Genomic DNA, 15914 nt, shown 5'->3' on the forward strand with positions numbered 1-15914 from the left:
TCCCTCAGACTCCCTCCAAAAACTTTTAACGCGAGTTGGTTTCCCCCTGTTTTGCCAGGCAAAACAGGGGGAAACCAACTCGTATTGAAAGTCTTTGAAGGGGGTCTGGGGGAAACTTTCTACAGAAAGTTTCCCCCAGGGTAATTCAGGGGGGTTAGCTCAGTCGGGAGAGCGGCTGGTTCGCAATCAGCAGGTCGTGGGTTCGAATCCCATACCCTCCACCAGCGAGATCGAGGGGGTTACGGTTTCCGTAACCCCTTTTTTTGTTTTGGGGGGGCGGTTTTTGTTGTCCTGTCGGGCCTGCGGCCGTGATGATTTTTCGCCGCGGTTTGCGTCGGCGGTTTCCTGGCGGGCTTGACTGGTGTTGTCTTTTCCATTATGATGGGAGGAGCCTGAATCCTTCTGGGAGCGTCTTTTGCGGGATTTCGCCAACAAGAGCTTTCCTAAGAGGCGGTCGGGAGGCGCGCCGGGCTCCGTATTCGTCCTTCTTGCGGCGGCCGTCGTCTTGTCGGCCCTTTTGCTTCTCTTCGAGGGTCCGCCGGTGGGGGCCTTGAAGGACCGCGGCGAGGGGGGGCGTTCGCGCCCCGGCGACGGGGCGGCGCGGCTCTCCGCCGTTCCCGCCGGAACCGGAGAACCGGCGGCGGACGGGGCTGCCGGGCGGGGCGGCCGGACCGCCGGTGATCCGCCGGGGGCCGCCGCTTCTCAGGACCTCGCGGCAGCCGGGTTCGTCGCCGTGCCCCAGGGACCCCACGGCGGCCCAGGCGTGCCGGACCTGAAGGTAGCCACCTTCATTATAAAGAGGAACGACAGCATATACTCCATCCTCTCGGGCCTTGGTGTTGAGGCCGCCGAGATCGCGAAGATTACGCGCAGCGCCCGCCGCATCTACGACCTGCGCAGGATAAAGGCGGGCGATGAGTTGCGCGTGGTCAAGCGCGGCGAGCGGGTCGAGAGGCTCGAGTACCGTTACGACGAGCTCGAGGGCCTCTATGTGGAGCGCGCCGGCCAGGGACGCTTCGAGGCCGGCTCCTACGAGGTCCCCCACGAGATAGGCCACAAGGTCGTGAGCGGTGTGGTGGAGACCTCGCTCTACGAGGCGGGTGTGGAGGCCGGCGCCGCCCCCAAGGCCGTAGTGGCCATGACCGACATCTTCGCCTGGGACGTGGACTTCGCTACCGACATGCGCAGGGGCGACACCTTCAGGATCCTCTACGAGACGGTGGCCGTGGAGGGAGAGATAATACGCATGGGCAGGGTCCTGGCCGCTGAGCTCGTGAACGCCGGCCGCCGTTACACGGCCGTCTACTACGAGGACGGGAAGGGCCGGGGCGGATACTACGACACCGAGGGCAGGAGCCTGAGCCGCACGCTTCTGAAGTCGCCGCTTCGCTACAGCCGTATATCGAGCTACTTCTCGAGGAAGAGGTTCCATCCCATACTCAAGAAGTACAGGCCCCACCACGGCATAGACTACGCCGCGCCGGCGGGCACGCCCGTGGAGGCCGCCGGCGACGGCAAGGTCGTCTTCGCCGGATGGCGCAAGGGCTACGGCTACTTCGTCAAGATACGGCACAACGGCATCTACACGACGGGTTACGGTCACTTCTCCCGCATCGCCAGGGGTGTAAAGCGAGGGGCGAGGGTGCGCCAGGGGCAGGTCATAGGCTATGTGGGGAGCACCGGCATCTCCACGGGCCCCCACCTCCACTACGAGGTCGTCTACCGGGGCAGGCTCGTAAATCCCCTCTCCATCAGGTCCACGCCCAAGAGGTCTGTGAGCAAGGACGAGCGGGCGAGGTTCGAGGCCAGGCGCGACGAGCTGCTCGCAAGGCTCCACGGCGCGCCGACGGTCGTGGCGTCGGTTAAGGGAGGCGGCGGGGAGGGCGTCAATTGACGAAGGCGCGCCCCTTGCGGAGGCGTCCGTCTCCGGGGGTCCGCCGCTTGAGCGGCCCGGTCCTCTCCCTTGCCGCCCTCTTTCTTGTGCTCGGCGCCCAGGTCTGCGCCGAGACCGGAGGGGAGCCGCGGCGGACGTCCGTGCCCGTCGAGCTCTATTTCGACGTCTCGTCGTGGCTCAGCACCGGCGAGGGGAGCTGGGACATAGCCGACATCGACGGCTCGCCCGACGTGCTATCGGAGCTCGAGTTCAAGGGCCTCTCAAGCCTCGTCGCCGACGTGGAGGCCGGGGTGCGCCTGGGCCGCCACGGCCTTGTCGCCGGCGCCGGCCTCGGCTCCATCACCGGCGGCTCCTACGAGGACAGGGACTACCTCGGCGACGGACGGACCTCGCTCTTCTCCTACTCGAGCGGCGAGGCGGCCAACGGCGACGACGACGCCGTCTCCTACTGGTTCGTCGAGTACAGGTTCCGGGTCTTCGGCCCGGGCCTCTACCACGGTAAGGGCGCGGGCGGGGACGCTTCGGCGCGCAAGGGGCCGGGGCTTGTCGAGCGGCTGGGCAGGCTCGACGTGGTCGTCGCCTACAGGCGCTGGCGCGAGAGGCTCGTCATCACAAAGGGTGTCCAGCACAGGTGGTACGACCGCTACGACCTCGGCGCCATAGAGGGGCTCGACTCGCGCTACGCCTTCGAGTGGACTGCCGCGGGGGCGGGTCTTGACGCCGTCGTCCCCCTTTCGACGACCGTCGAGCTCCTGCTAAGGGGGCTCTTCTATCCCGACGTGAGCTTCGAGGGCGAGGGGACCTGGAACCTGCGCACCGATTTCCGGCAGGACCCCAGCTTCAGGCACGAGGCCGGCGGAGGCGACGGCTGGGAGCTTCGCGGCGCCCTCACGTGGCGTCCCAGGGCGCCCGTTGTCCTTACGGCCGGTTACCGTTACTGGAGCCGCCGGGCCGGCGACGGCGTCGACACCCTGTATCTCGTCGACGGCTCAACGATCAGGACGCGGCTCAACAACGTCGCGTCGAGCCGCGAGGGACCCTTCTTCTCCGTGGCCTTCCGGCTGTGAGCGGCCCTGGCTCACTTCGTGACCGGACCTCGCCACCACCTCATGCCTCCGCGCAGGTTGTAGACATGGCGGAAGCCGTTCTCCACGAGTATGCCGGCGAGCTCGTCGCCCATGGGGCCGCCGTGGCAGACGAAGACGTTGCGCTCGTCCCGGTCGAGTTCCTTGAGTATCCTCTTGCGGGCCGTCTCGTAGGGTATGTTGACGGCCCCCGGTATGTGACCCTGGGCATAGAGTTCGGGCTCGCGCACGTCGATTATGACGAGCTTTTCGCCGTCCTTCATCATCGCCTCGAGCTGCGCGCCGCTTATGCTCTCGTAACCGGCCGCAAAGACGGCGCCGGCCGCAAGGGCGACGGCGGCGATCACCGAGGAGAGTGCCTTGAAGCCCCTCTTCATGTCGCTGCCTCCTTTTTCAGGGAAGTTCTCGGGGGGACCGCGGGGCCGGGGGCCCGTTGCTGGAGGTCTTCCCCGGGAGCTTGCCTTGCATTGTCGTCCCGGCGGACCGCAAGCGGCCTGCCGGGATTCTTGTGATATCTTACAACAGGGTGGCGCGGCGGTCAAGGCGGTGTGAGCGCCGCAGTCACAGGTGGGGCGGATGGGAAAGAAGGTTGCCGGCCCGGTGAGGTTCGCCGTATACGACTCGCCCCTCGGTCCCGTGGCCGCTGCGGTGACGCCGCTCGGGCTCTGGCGCACGGCCCTGGGCAGGACGGCCGAAGCCTTCGCGCGGGAGCTCGCCGCCTGCTGCGAAGGGAGGATCGTCGAGGAGAGGGCGGCGCTTGCCCGCCTCTTCTCCATGCTGGACCGCTACTTCGCGGGCAGGCCCGTCGTATTCGACCTGCCCCTCCACATCACGGGCGGCCCCTTCGACAGGTCGGTCTGGTCGGCCGTGGCACGGATACCGTGGGGCGAGGTCCGCACCTACGGGGAGGTGGCCCGCAGGGTGTCGAGGCCCGCGGCGGCCAGGGCCGTGGGCGGAGCCTGCGGCCGAAACCCGTTGCCCGTGGTCGTGCCCTGCCACCGTGTCGTCGCCGCGTCAGGCCGCCTCGGCGGCTTCAGCGAAGGCGCCGGCTGGAAGCGCGGGCTGCTGCGGATCGAAGGGGTCCGCATGGGGTAGGCCTCCCGCGGGACTGTCCCGAGAAAAAGCGCTGGGCCGTCGCGCCGGGACGGCCTCCTTCAGGAATCACCCTCCCGGCGGGGATCAAAGGGCCGGGCCGTGGGCGAAGACGGCGCCCGAGGCGGCGGCGCCGAGGGAGAGGGCGAGCAGCAGCCAGTGGAGCTTGTTCATCCTCCTGAAGACGTCGTCCACCTCGAGGGAGTCGCTCTTCTGCATGAGCCGCTCCAGCTCTCTTCTGATGATTACCGGTTCGAGGCCGAAGAGCATGATCGTCCACATCACCCATATGAGCATCATGAACAGAAGCGGCGCCCCGGCCTTTGTGAAGAGCGCCTTGTGCCACCCCTGCATGTGGAGCATGGCGAAACCCGATATGCCGACCACCAGGCTGTATATCCTGGCGATGGGCGCGAAGCGGTGCTCGATGCGCTGGAAGAGCAGCGCCTTCTGGAGCGGGTCCTTCGTGGCGTAGAGCATGGGGAAGACGAGGATCGTCACGAAGGCCAGACCCCCTATCCAGAGGATGGAGGTCAGCAGGTGCACTATGTGCATGAGGGAAAATAACATCAGTGCCTCCCTTTCGGTATCGTTGAGCTTCCCTATAGATTCTGCCAGAGGGCTGCCCTTCTGTAAATGACAAAAGTCTCCTTCCGGGCAGGCGCGCCGTCCCCTCTCCTTGCCGGTTTTTGTTGACAGCAGTGGTGTTTCCGTTAAAATGGATGATTACCGGCGGGAGCGGACTCCACGCCGCGCGCCGATGTTAGGGAAGCTCTGATTAATTACCTGGGGGAAACTTTCTGTAGAAAGTTTCCCCCAGACCCCCTTCAAAGACTTTCAATACGAGTTGGTTTCCCCCTGTTTTGCCAAGCAAAACAGGGGGAAACCAACTCGCATTAAAAGTTTTTGGAGGGAGTCTGAGGGAACCGTGGGTCTGTGACCCTTTTACAAAAAGGTTCCCTCAGTGCAATAAATCAGAGTTTCCTTAGGAGTTGCCGATGGTCAACAGAGAGTATCTCGAAAAGACGAGCAAGGCTACACGCTACTTCGCCGCCGCCCTCGTCTTCGTCATCCTCATATACCTGGGCCTGGTGATGCTGGGCAGGAACGTCTATATCTACTTTAAGGGTTACGGCGGCGGGGTGGACCCCCTCTTTCTGCGTTTCGTCTTCTACGGCGCCGCCCTCTCCTCGGCCGCCGTCGTGGAGGTCTACAAGAAGCGACAGCTCTCGGCCGCGCGGCTTGCGGGCCTGCTCGACGACCAGGGGGCCATGGTGCGCCACCTCCTCTCCACGGCCTTCATAAGCCTCGCCCTCAGCAACATACCGGCCGTCTGCGGCCTGCTCATATACTTCTTCGGTCTGCTCTTCGGCGACTTCTTCGTGCTGGCCGGCTTCTCCCTCGTCCTCCTGGCCTACAACATCCCGACCGTAAGGTACTGGGAGAGGCGGATCGCGGCGGCCGCCGCCGAGGCGGGGCGGGGCGACGTGTCGGCCGGCACTGTGGCATAAATGAGATAACGGGGCCGCCAGTTGCATCAAGAACACACAGCGGCCCGCGCCGCCTCGGCGCAACCCTTTGAAATGACACCCTTTGAGTGTGTGGCACGCTTATTGCAATATCAGTTGAGTCATGAGTCAGAAGACACTTGACAAGAAGATAGGTTTCAGCGGCATAGGGATTCACACCGGCGCGCAGTCTACGGTTACCGTACTGCCGGCCGCCGAACACACGGGCATACGTTTTGTCAGGACCGACCTCGCCGACAGGCCGGTCATCAGGGCCGCGGCCTCCAATGTGGTCGACACGCGCTGCGCCACCACGCTCGGCGCCTCGGGGGCGACGGTGAGCACCGTCGAGCACCTGCTGGCGGCCTTCTACGGTCTCGGCGTGGACAACGCCGTCGTCCGTGTGGACGGCCCGGAGATACCCATCATGGACGGCAGCGCAGCGGTCTTCGCCGAAATGATCGTCTGCGCCGGTCTGCGCGAGCTCGACGCCCCCCGCGAGTACGTGGTGGTCAAGAGGCCCGTCAAGGTGTCCGACGGCGAGAGCTTCGTCATGATTCTGCCCTGCGACTCCATGGAGTTCTCCATGGACTACAGCATGGACTTCGCCCATCCCGTGCTGGCCAGCCAGAACTTTTCGGGCTCCTTTTCGGGCGAAACCTTCATAAGGGAGATAGCGCCTGCCAGGACCTACGGCTTTCTCAGCGAGGTGGAGATGCTGCGGGCCAACGGACTCGCCCTCGGAGGCTCGCTCGCCAACGCCCTCGTCATCGACGATACGCGCATACTCAACGACGAGGGGCTCCGCTATCCCGACGAGATGGTCCGTCACAAGGTCCTCGACCTCATGGGCGACATATCGATCCTCGGACGTCGCCTCATAGGGAGGCTCGTCGCCTACCGCTCGGGCCACAGGCTCAACTACGAGTTCGTCAAGAAGCTCCTGCACAGCGCCGACCGCTGGGAGCTGCGCCGCGGCTCCGGGCCCCGGGACGCCGAAGACAGGGGCTTGCGGGCCGTCTCCCTCGAGAGCCGCCGGCTCTACGGGTCCGACGGCAAGCCGGGCGAGAGCGCCGACTTCGTCATCTTCTGAAGAGGGGGCTCCTTTGAGACGGGGGGCTTTGAGGCGAGGGGGTCCTCTGAGACGTGGGGGTCCTCTGAGACGTGGGGGTCCTCTGAGAGGGGGGCGGGCGCGCTTTCCCTGCGACGGGGGGACTCCTCCGGCGCGTTTCCACTATGTGGCGGGTGCGGGGGCAGGGGCCGGGGGCGGTGTCCCTCCTCTTCGTCCTCTGCCGGTCCCTGCCGCCCCTTCCGTGGCGGCCTCCCCTCTAAATAGGTCCTGCGGGCCCCTTTCCCCCGCCGCTTCCCTGCGCGGCGGCCTCCGTCGTATTGCAAATCCCCATGCCCTGTGGTAGACTCTGTGCAGGCCGGTGGCGGTGTCCCCGGGCGGACTCGGTGTCGCGCCGCAGGGGCCGCTTCCAGCGTCCGCTCTCGGTTTCAGCCGTCGGGATCCCCCTGCAGGGACATAGGGATATTGAAAGAGTCGCGGCAAGAGGTCATAACCCGGATAGACCTTGAGGACAACGACGCGGCCCTCCAGATCTTCGGAGAGGGCGGCGAAAACCTCAAGAGGTTCGAGCGCCGCCTCGGCGTGCGGATCGCCACCAGGGGCGCCGTCGTAACCATACAGGGGGCCGCCGACAAGGTCGATGTGGCCGGCAGGGTCATAACCGAGGTCGCGGACCTCGTCTCCCGTGGGTACGCCCTCCACCCCACGGACCTCGACTACGCGGTGAGGATACTGTCGGCCGACAGGAACGCGAGGCTCGCCGACATATTCCTCGACACCCTCCTCGTCTCCTTCAAGAAAAAACGCATCGTCCCCAAGAGCGTTGCCCAGAAACGCTACATCGACGCCATGCGGCGCAGCGACATGGTCTTTTGCATAGGCCCTGCCGGCACGGGCAAGTCATATCTCGCCATGGCCGCCGCAGTGGCCGCCCTCACAGAGAAGAAGGTGGACAGGATAATCCTCACCCGGCCGGCCGTCGAGGCCGGCGAGAAGCTCGGCTTTCTGCCCGGCGACCTGGCCGCCAAGGTGGACCCCTATCTGCGCCCCCTCTACGACGCCCTCTACGACATGATGGACTTCGACCGGGCGAGCAGGCTCATAGAGCGGGGCACCATCGAGGTGGCCCCCCTGGCCTTCATGCGGGGGCGCACGCTCAACGACTCTTTCGTCATCCTCGACGAGGCCCAGAACACGACCCTCGAACAGATGAAGATGTTCCTAACCAGGCTCGGCTTCGGCAGCAAGGCGGTCATAACGGGCGACATAACGCAGGTGGACCTTCCCCTCGCCACGCCCTCTGGCCTTGTCGAGGTGATCAAGGTCCTCGAAAGCGTGAGCGGCATAGAGTTCGTCTACTTCAGCGAGCTCGACGTGGTCCGCCATCCCCTCGTCCAGGATATCGTCAAGGCCTTCGACAGGCTCGAATCGAGGAAGAAGAGCCGTATAGTGGAGGAGCTGTGAGGGCCGGGCCTGCTCCCCCCAAGGATACGGACGCTCACCGGGAAGATAGTCAACCCTATTCTTCACCGACGGACGGCTCGACGAGTGCGGATTGACGCCGGGGGCTCTCCACTCCGTCGTCCGAAGCTTCGAGTGCGTGTTCACGGGCATATGCCACCAGAGGACAGACCATCCCGGGCCGGACTGCGGGCTCGGAAAGGAGGCCGGGACTGAAGGTTGCGGTTCTGAACAGGACGAGAAGGCGCGGCGTGGTCGGGACGGTACGCAAGGCGGTGGAAGCGGCCCTGGAAGGCTCGGTCTCCGGTGACGCCGAGGTCAGTGTCCTGCTTACCGACGACGAAGAGATAAGGGGGCTCAACCGCCGCTACCGGGGCAGGGACGCCCCGACGGACGTGCTGAGCTTTCCCATGGACGACGACGTCATGGTGGGAGATATCGTCATATCGGTGGAGCGGGCCCTGGCCCAGGCCTCGGAGCTGGGTGTGGCGCCGGAGCGCGAGCTCGCCCGTCTGGCCGTGCACGGGGCGCTCCACCTCATCGGATACGACCATGTCCGCGGAGGCCGGCAGGCGGCCAGGATGCGGGCGAGGGAGGAAGAGGTTATGGCGGCCATCGAGCGGGGGGACGGCGCTTCTGGACATGAACGGCCGCGCCGTTTATAATAGTGCGCCTGCGCCCGCCGCGCGGCGGGCCTGAAAAAAACGACAAGAGGACCTGCCCCGATGGATGTCAAGAAAAGCCTTTTCATCTTCCTTGCAGCGCTGGCCGTCGTCTACGGCGGCTACGGCCTGGGCCGCGCCGTCGCCGGTCCCAAGCAGGGGCTCGACTACGCCCAGTACTATATGGCGGGCCGCATGGTCGTCGAGGGCGATGGCGGCGCGCTCTACGAAAGCGGCCCCGACTACCAGCGGCGAGCCGAGCGCTACGGCGTCGAGGGCGTGGTCGCCGAGGGAGAGCGTCTCGACGTGATGACCAACGCCTATCCGCCCTTCGTGGCCCTGCTCTCCGCCCCGCTCGCCCTCGTCCCCTACGATGTGTCGCGGTTTGTCTTCCTGGCCGCCAGTGTTGCGGCCTCGGCGCTGGCGGCGCTGCTGCTCTTTGCCGGCCGCGACAGGAAGACGGGCGGCGAGCTCAGGGCCGCGGCCCTGGCGGCGACGTTCATCTTCTTTCCCCTCCACTATTCGCTCTATATGGGACAGATGAACTCGCTTCTCCTCGTGCTGCTCGTTGCGGCGCTGCAACTGGGGCGCAGGGGCCGCCAGGTCGCGGCGGGGCTGCTCCTTGGCGCTGCGGCGGCGATAAAACTCTTTCCCCTCGTGCTCGCCGCCTTCTTCGCCCTCAAGCGCCAGTACACGCTCGCCGCGACGGCCGCGGCCTCCGCGGTGATCCTCTCGCTGTCGGCGATGCCGGTGACCGGCGCCGATGTCTACGCCGAGTACTTCACCGCCGTACTGCCCTCGCAGCTCGACGGCGGAGCCTTCTACAGGAACCAGGGCGTGCCGGCGGTCCTCTCCAGGCTCCTTACCGAAAACGACGTGGTCGCCTCGCTGGGGCACCATCCCACGCTCGTGACGGTCCTGTCGGCGGCGGCGGCCGTCGTCGCCCTCGGCGCGGTCTTCTACTTCACGAAGCGCAACACCGACGAGGGGCGCTCTCCCTACGAGCTCGAGTTCTCGCTCGTCCTCGCCGCCACGATCATGGTCCTGTCGAAGAGCTGGGAGCACTATGCCGTCTTCCTGCTCCCCGCCTATCTCTTCCTTTACGAGCGCTTCGCCTACAGGGGAAGCGGCGACGGCGGGACGGTCCTCTTTCTTGCGGCCCTCTCCTACTGCGTCTGGTCCTTCGTGCTGACCACGGGCTGCGAGTACAGGGCCCTGCCCTACCACGTGCTCTCCAACATACCGCTTTCGGCCAAGTTCACGGCGACGCTGGTGCTGTACCTCTGCGTGCTGTACGTGGTGGGACGCCGTGATGAGGGGAGGTATGTGAGGAGCTGGCCTCTCGAATCACCGGCGTCGGAGCCCGGGCGTTACCGCCGGTGAGGCGATGCGGAGCCTCTGCGCCGTGGCGGAGGGACGCGCCGGCCCCGTCGAGGGCGCTGCCGTAACAGGGGGGACGGTTCAGGGTATGACCTTGTAGAGCTCGTTCGAGTAGGCGCTCTCGCGGCCCGCTGAGTTGTAGGCCGTGACGGTGAAGAAGTAGGTGGTGCCGGAGGTGAGGCCCCGGACCGTGTAGGTCGTGACGTTTGAGACGTCCACGACGGCGGTGTAGTCCCGCGACCGTGTCCCGTAGTATACCATGTAGCCTTCGAGGTTGGTCAGGGAGGAGCCGTCCGTGTTGGTCACGGGGGGGCTCCACGTGAGAGTGGCCGAGCTCGATGAGCCGCCGCCCCCGGAGACGCTGCCGCTGCCGCCGCTTATGCCGCCCCCTCCCGAGCCGCCTCCGCCGCTCACGATGACGCTTCCGCCCGAGCCCGTACCCTGTTGTGGTGTCGCCGTCGATGTGCCGTTTGAGGTGGCGGCGGTTGTGGAGGGGGATGTCGATGTGCCCGATGTGGATGTGCCCGAGGTGGATGTGCCCGATGTGGACGTGCCGCCGGAGTCGCCCGGGCTCGTTGTGTCCGCCGAAGTCGAGTCGGCCGAGGGGGTTGGAGGACTTATGTTGAGGCCATTTTCGTTTCCGCATCCCGCCTCAAGCGAGACCGCGGCGCAAAACAGGGCCGTAAGCAGGGCGGTCGCTATTGTCGGGGCGCTGTTGGTCATTGAGCCTGTAAGTCCCTCGATGAGGTACGGCCGTAGGGTGTGTCCAGCTTTCCCCCGTCTTTCGGCGATGAGCATGACCTTCGCTCTGTAACAGACAGCGGATGTACTATTATATCTCCTGGAGGCAGGCTTTTCAATGGCCCTGAAGGCCGGACGCGGCATCCCCTCCCGTTTCGCCGGGGGTTGCTCTTTTTGGCGTGAAAAAACAGGTGCTTCCTGTTATACTCATTCGGATGGGCGCAGGCAGCCGCCCCCACTGTTATGAACAGGTCCCGTGAGACAACAAGGCCGAGGAACTGGTTTGAGAGCCTGAACTGCGCCATCGAGGGCGTCATCTACGCCTTCAGGACCCAGAGGCACGTGAGGTGGCACTATACGGCGGCCGCCGCCGCCCTGCTGCTGAGCCTCTTCCTCAGGCTTCCCACCATCGAGTTCGTCCTCTTCGCCGTCTCCATCATCATACTGCTCTTTGCCGAGATGATGAACACGGCCATCGAGGAGGCCGTCAATCTCATCGAGGACCGCCACCACATACTGGCCAAGAACGCAAAGGACGTATCGGCCGGAGCGGTCCTGATCTCGTCGGTCGGTGTGGGAGTCGTGGTCTACATGATATTCTCCAAGTACCTATACGAGCCCATGGAGGTGCTTCTGCGCGAGAGCAGGTCCTTTGCCGGCCACATAGCCGTTGTGGCGCTGCTGCTCGTGCTCATAGCCGTCATAGGGGCCAAGGCGTACCTGGGCAAGGGCGAGCCGCTGCACGGCGGCATGCCCAGCGGCCATTCGGCCGTGGCCTTTTCGCTCTGGACCTCCATCAGCCTGCTCACACTCGACCCCATGGTCGTCATCCTCTCGTTCATCATGGCCGCCATGGTCAGCCACTCGAGGCTCGTGGGCAACATCCACACAAAACTCGAGGTCGTGCTCGGCGCGCTGCTCGGCACGGCGCTCACGCTTCTGGTCTTCCAGGCCTTCTTCCTCACCGCCCCATGATGAGGAGGTGCTTCCAGGCCGCCCTCTCGGCGCTGCTGCTGGTTGCGGCCTTTCCGCCGCTGTCCGTGGCGGCGGCCGCATTCTTCGCCCTTGTCCCCCTCTTCTTCGCCGTCAGGGGGCTCGGGCCGCGCCGGGCCTTTGTCGTGGGGCTTGTAAACGGCACTCTCTTTTACGCCGGCACCGTATACTGGGTGGTCGTCGCCATGCACCGCTACGGCGGCATGCCCCTTGCCGCGAGCCTTGTGCCGGCCCTTGCGCTCTTTGTGTACCTGGGGCTCTATCACGGCGTCTTCGCCCTGGCCCTGGCGCGCGGGGGGCGGCTTATCGAGGGTCCGCCGGGGCTTGTCGTCATACCGGCCCTCTGGACTACGCTCGAGTTCCTCAGGGGGAAGCTCTTCACCGGCTTCCCCTGGTCGGTCCTCGGCTACAGTCAGGTGCCCTTTCTGCCGCTCGTGCAGATTGCCGACATCACCGGCGTCTGGGGCGTCTCCTTCCTCGTCGTGGCCGTCAATGTGGCCGTGTGGCGGCTCATCGACCGCTACGGCTCGGGCCGCGGCCGTCTTCCCGCAGTGGAGCTCGCCTGCGCGCTTGCCCTGTTGACAACGGTCGCCGCCTATGGTTTCATAAGGATTTCCGCGGTCCTCGAGGCGGTCGAAGGATGGGAGAAGGTGGAGACCGCCGTAGTCCAGGGCAACATAGAGCAGACCCTCAAGTGGGACCTCGACTACCGGCGCGCAACGGTGGAGACCTACCGCAGGCTCAGCCTCGAGGCGGCGCGCCGGGGCGCGCGTCTTGTCGTTTGGCCCGAATCGGCCGTGCCCTTCTATCTCGACGGCGACAGGGAACTGGGACCAGTCGTGAAGGCCCTGCCCGCGGAGACGGGGGCCGTCATCGTAACGGGCGCCCCGGCGGCCGAGCGCGACGGCGCGGGCGGCTACCGGTACTTCAACAGCGCCTACGTCCTCGACGCAGGCGGCGTGGCGGCCCGTTACGACAAGTTCCATCTCGTCCCCTTCGGCGAGTACGTGCCGCTGAGAAAGGTGCTCTTCTTCGTCGACAAGCTCGCCCACGGGGTGGGCGACTTCACCCCGGGACGCGGTCCCTTCCCCGTCCGGGCGGGCCCGCTTCGGCTCGGCGTGATCATCTGTTTCGAGGCCATATTCCCCGACATATCGGCCGCACTGGCGAGAAACGGGGCGCAGCTTCTGGTGAACCTCACAAACGACGCCTGGTACGGAAGGAGCTCGGCCCCCTACCAGCACCTCGCCCTCTCGCTCATGAGGGCCGTGGAGACGCGGACCTATCTCGTGAGGGCGGCAAACACGGGCATAAGCGCCGTCATCGATCCGGCCGGCCGCGTCATGGACAGGAGGGAGATATTCGAGGAGGGCCTCATCGTAGAGCCCGTCGGCATCAGGGAGGGTGCGCCGAGCTTCTACGCCGCCAGGGGCGACGTCTTCGCCTGGGCGGCTGCGGCGGTGACCGCCCTGTGGCTTGTGGCCGTCGCGGCCGGCTTTGAGAGGAGGCTTTGATTCAATTCGCCCTGCGGGAACCTTTTGAAGAGGGTCGTGGGACCGCGGTTGCCCGGGGCCTGGAGAGGGAGCATGATGTTTGAGGAACTGAGGGAAAGGGCGGCGGGTCTTCGCAAGAGGCTCGGCGACCTGGGAGGTTTTCTTTGACGTCGACGGCTGCAGGAAGGAGCTCGACGAGATAGAGGGGCGCACGGCCGACCCCTCGCTCTGGGACGATCAGGCCAAGGCCCAGGCCCTGATGCGGCGCAAGGCCGAGCTCGAGGAGGCGCTGCGTTCTTACGAGGCCCTGGTGACGGCCCTCGAGGAGGGCGAGGTGCTCGCAGAGCTGGCCGAGGAGGAGGGCGACGAAGAGGCGGCGGCCGAGGCGCTCAGGCGCCTCGACGACGCCGAGCGGGCCATGAAGGAGGCCGAGGTCCGCCGGATGCTCGGCGGGGAGGACGACAGGAGAAACGCCATAGTGTCCATCCACCCCGGCGCCGGCGGCACCGAGGCCCAGGACTGGGCCGCCATGCTGCTGCGCATGTACATGCGCTGGGCCGAGCGCAGGGGCTACCGCACGGAAACGCTCGACTACATGCCCGGCGAGGAGGCCGGCATAAAGAGCGTGACCTTCACCGTCGAGGGCCCCTATGCCTACGGCTACCTCAAGGCCGAGGTGGGCGTGCACAGGCTCGTGAGGATATCCCCCTTCGACGCCAACAAGCGCCGCCACACCTCTTTCGCCTCGGTCTTCGTCTATCCCGAGGTGGAGGACGATATCGACATCGAGATAAACGAGTCGGACCTGCGCATAGACACCTACAGGGCAAGCGGCGCGGGCGGCCAGCACGTCAACAAGACCGACTCGGCCGTGCGCATAACCCACGAGCCCACGGGCATCGTCGTCCAGTGCCAGAACGAGCGCAGCCAGCACAAGAACCGCGCCATGGCCATGAAGCTGCTGCGCGCCAGGCTCTACGAGCTCAAGCTCAAGGAGCAGGAGGAGCGCATGGCCGAGATGCACAGCGAAAAGCGGGAGATAGCCTGGGGCAGCCAGATACGCTCCTACGTGCTCCAGCCCTACAGGCTCGTCAAGGACCACCGCACAGGCGTCGAGATCGGAAACGTCGACGCCGTGCTCGACGGCGTCATAGACGGCTTCATCGAGGCGTACCTGCTTCGATGACGCCGGGGGAAAATGGAGCCGGACCGCAAAAAAAACGCTTGACAACCTGCCCGCATTATTCTATATTCTGTAAATTCTTTCCCGCCTTTCGGTACAGACGGGCCGAGCCGAGACAACCGCTTATGCCGGAAAAAGAGAGGAGCCGGGCTGGCGTAGCTCAACGGTAGAGCAGCTGATTTGTAATCAGCAGGTTGCGGGTTCGAATCCCATCGCCAGCTCCACATATCGGGTGGTTGGAGGGATGCGGCCTGCCGGAGGGCGCCGGGCCGGAAGGCCGCGCGCGGCTTGCGTAAGGTGTGGAGAGGTACCCGAGTGGCCAAAGGGGGCAGACTGTAAATCTGCTGGCTCAGCCTACGGAGGTTCGAATCCTCCCCTCTCCACCACAGACCCCGGGGGCATTGAGCAGGGTGCACTGAGCAGGGGGCACAGACTTGGGGGCACTGACCCGGGGGTGCCGGGAGTTGGAACTCCGGCTCTTTTTTTCGGATCCCCGGCCCTTTTCCGGGGCGTCGGGGATCGGGGTGTCGGTCGGTATCGTCGAGAGCTCCGTCCCGGCGGCGTCAAGGCTCTTTTTTCAGGGCGTCGGGGCGTCTGCGCTCTTCGGGGCTTTTTCGTTGCGGGCGTGGCGCTTGTTGTTTTTGGGCGTGGCGCTTGTCTCAGGTCGTTGCGGGGCGTCGAAGGGGGGCGTCGAAGGGGGGGCGAAGGGCTTGGGCTCTCCGTCGGTTCTTTCCCCGGCGGTGTCGCCTCTTCCTCTCTGCTGATCGCAGTGCCGGCGCCGTCTTGAGGACGGGCGGCCGTCTTACGGATGGGCGGGTGTAGTTCAATGGCAGAACTCCAGCCTTCCAAGCTGGCCATGTGGGTTCGATTCCCATCACCCGCTCCACGTGCTTGTGTTCGCCTCCTTGCGGGGCTTGGAGTCAGGCCGGCCGCATCGGGCCGGCCGCTCGTCGATAGGGCTTTTGAATCAGCCGTGTCCCCGCCCATGTAGCTCAGTCGGCAGAGCACTTCCTTGGTAAGGAAGAGGTCACCGGTTCAAGTCCGGTCATGGGCTCCATCCGCTTGCGCGGCGTGTGGGGCGGACCGTGCGCCGCTCCGGCGGCGGCGCGGATTCGCGGTCACTGCTTTGAATGGCTTTTGGGGGAAGATGGTGAACGCCTCCGAATGAAAAACCGTCCCCTGGCAAGTCTCTACTTTAAATATCTCTTGGAGGAGGAAGATGAGCAAGGCGAAATTCGAGAGGTCCAAGCCGCACGTAAACGTTGGTACGATAGGTCACGTTGACCACGGCAAGACGACGCTGACTGCGGCGATAACGCGTGTTCTGAGCGCCCGCGGGGGAGCCGACTTCCA

15 protein-coding genes and 5 tRNA genes are annotated in these 15914 nt (G+C 65.3%); 17 read left to right on the forward strand and 3 right to left on the reverse strand.

Annotated features, from left to right (window positions below):
• Window positions 1-148: 148 nt before the first annotated feature.
• The 3 genes from ENJ37_00475 (at window position 149) to ENJ37_00485 (ending at window position 2961) form a co-directional block, all read left to right on the forward strand.
• Window positions 149-224: transfer RNA gene (locus ENJ37_00475), tRNA-Ala, on the forward strand.
• Between the two features lie 191 nt (window positions 225-415).
• Entirely contained in the window at window positions 416-1894 is a 1479-nt protein-coding gene (locus ENJ37_00480; GenBank protein ID HHL38963.1) for a peptidase M23, read from the forward strand.
• A gap of 47 nt (window positions 1895-1941) precedes the next feature.
• Complete coding sequence (locus tag ENJ37_00485; protein HHL38964.1) at window positions 1942-2961, forward strand: hypothetical protein; 1020 nt, start codon at window positions 1942-1944, stop codon at window positions 2959-2961.
• 11 nt (window positions 2962-2972) lie between these two features.
• Here the strand turns inward: ENJ37_00485 and ENJ37_00490 are convergent, their stop codons facing one another.
• Window positions 2973-3356 carry a rhodanese-like domain-containing protein gene (locus ENJ37_00490; GenBank protein HHL38965.1) on the reverse strand — a complete coding sequence of 128 codons (384 nt, stop codon included), beginning with the start codon at window positions 3354-3356 and terminating at the stop codon, window positions 2973-2975.
• A 223-nt stretch (window positions 3357-3579) separates the two neighbouring features.
• Between ENJ37_00490 and ENJ37_00495 the strand changes: the two genes are divergently transcribed.
• Window positions 3580-4074 (forward strand): methylated-DNA--[protein]-cysteine S-methyltransferase, encoded by a 495-nt coding sequence (locus ENJ37_00495; GenBank protein ID HHL38966.1) that lies wholly within the window; start codon window positions 3580-3582, stop codon window positions 4072-4074.
• An 84-nt stretch (window positions 4075-4158) separates the two neighbouring features.
• Here ENJ37_00495 and ENJ37_00500 read toward each other — a convergent pair whose 3' ends face one another.
• Complete coding sequence (locus ENJ37_00500; GenBank protein HHL38967.1) at window positions 4159-4641, reverse strand: hypothetical protein; 483 nt, start codon at window positions 4639-4641, stop codon at window positions 4159-4161.
• Between the two features lie 428 nt (window positions 4642-5069).
• On the opposite strand from ENJ37_00500, the gene ENJ37_00505 reads away from it, so the two are divergent.
• From ENJ37_00505 to ENJ37_00525, 5 genes are all read left to right on the forward strand, one after another.
• Window positions 5070-5582, forward strand: coding sequence for a hypothetical protein (locus ENJ37_00505; protein HHL38968.1), 513 nt, complete (start codon window positions 5070-5072; stop codon window positions 5580-5582).
• A 121-nt stretch (window positions 5583-5703) separates the two neighbouring features.
• Window positions 5704-6672 (forward strand): UDP-3-O-acyl-N-acetylglucosamine deacetylase, encoded by a 969-nt coding sequence (locus tag ENJ37_00510; protein ID HHL38969.1) that lies wholly within the window; start codon window positions 5704-5706, stop codon window positions 6670-6672.
• 438 nt (window positions 6673-7110) lie between these two features.
• Entirely contained in the window at window positions 7111-8112 is a 1002-nt protein-coding gene (locus tag ENJ37_00515; protein HHL38970.1) for a PhoH family protein, read from the forward strand.
• 209 nt (window positions 8113-8321) lie between these two features.
• Complete coding sequence (gene ybeY / locus ENJ37_00520; protein ID HHL38971.1) at window positions 8322-8774, forward strand: rRNA maturation RNase YbeY; 453 nt, start codon at window positions 8322-8324, stop codon at window positions 8772-8774.
• A gap of 60 nt (window positions 8775-8834) precedes the next feature.
• Window positions 8835-10154, forward strand: coding sequence for a DUF2029 domain-containing protein (locus ENJ37_00525; protein HHL38972.1), 1320 nt, complete (start codon window positions 8835-8837; stop codon window positions 10152-10154).
• A gap of 78 nt (window positions 10155-10232) precedes the next feature.
• Here the strand turns inward: ENJ37_00525 and ENJ37_00530 are convergent, their stop codons facing one another.
• Window positions 10233-10874, reverse strand: a complete 642-nt coding sequence (locus tag ENJ37_00530; protein ID HHL38973.1) for a hypothetical protein — start codon at window positions 10872-10874, stop codon at window positions 10233-10235.
• 261 nt (window positions 10875-11135) lie between these two features.
• On the opposite strand from ENJ37_00530, the gene ENJ37_00535 reads away from it, so the two are divergent.
• The 8 genes from ENJ37_00535 to tuf all read left to right on the forward strand — a co-directional run.
• Window positions 11136-11867: a diacylglycerol kinase gene (locus tag ENJ37_00535; GenBank protein ID HHL38974.1), complete on the forward strand. Its 732-nt coding sequence runs from the start codon at window positions 11136-11138 to the stop codon at window positions 11865-11867.
• Window positions 11864-13399 (forward strand): apolipoprotein N-acyltransferase, encoded by a 1536-nt coding sequence (lnt, locus tag ENJ37_00540; GenBank protein HHL38975.1) that lies wholly within the window; start codon window positions 11864-11866, stop codon window positions 13397-13399. Before ENJ37_00535 ends, lnt begins: the two co-directional genes overlap by 4 nt.
• Window positions 13400-13474: 75 nt before the next feature.
• Window positions 13475-14564, forward strand: a protein-coding gene (gene prfB / locus ENJ37_00545; GenBank protein ID HHL38976.1) for a peptide chain release factor 2 whose coding sequence is annotated in 2 segments (ribosomal slippage) — window positions 13475-13543 and window positions 13545-14564 — 1089 coding nt in all. Because the reading frame shifts where the segments join, the coding sequence is not laid out codon by codon here.
• A 146-nt stretch (window positions 14565-14710) separates the two neighbouring features.
• Window positions 14711-14785: transfer RNA gene (locus ENJ37_00550), tRNA-Thr, on the forward strand.
• A 77-nt stretch (window positions 14786-14862) separates the two neighbouring features.
• Window positions 14863-14947 (forward strand) — tRNA-Tyr (locus ENJ37_00555).
• Between the two features lie 426 nt (window positions 14948-15373).
• A tRNA-Gly gene (locus tag ENJ37_00560) sits at window positions 15374-15447 on the forward strand.
• 95 nt (window positions 15448-15542) lie between these two features.
• A tRNA-Thr gene (locus ENJ37_00565) sits at window positions 15543-15618 on the forward strand.
• 162 nt (window positions 15619-15780) lie between these two features.
• The coding region (tuf, locus tag ENJ37_00570) for an elongation factor Tu (protein HHL38977.1) at window positions 15781-15914 on the forward strand (134 nt) is incomplete at its 3' end.

It is taken from the genome of Deltaproteobacteria bacterium (assembly GCA_011375175.1).
Taxonomy (GTDB): Bacteria; Desulfobacterota; GWC2-55-46; order GWC2-55-46; family DRME01; genus DRME01.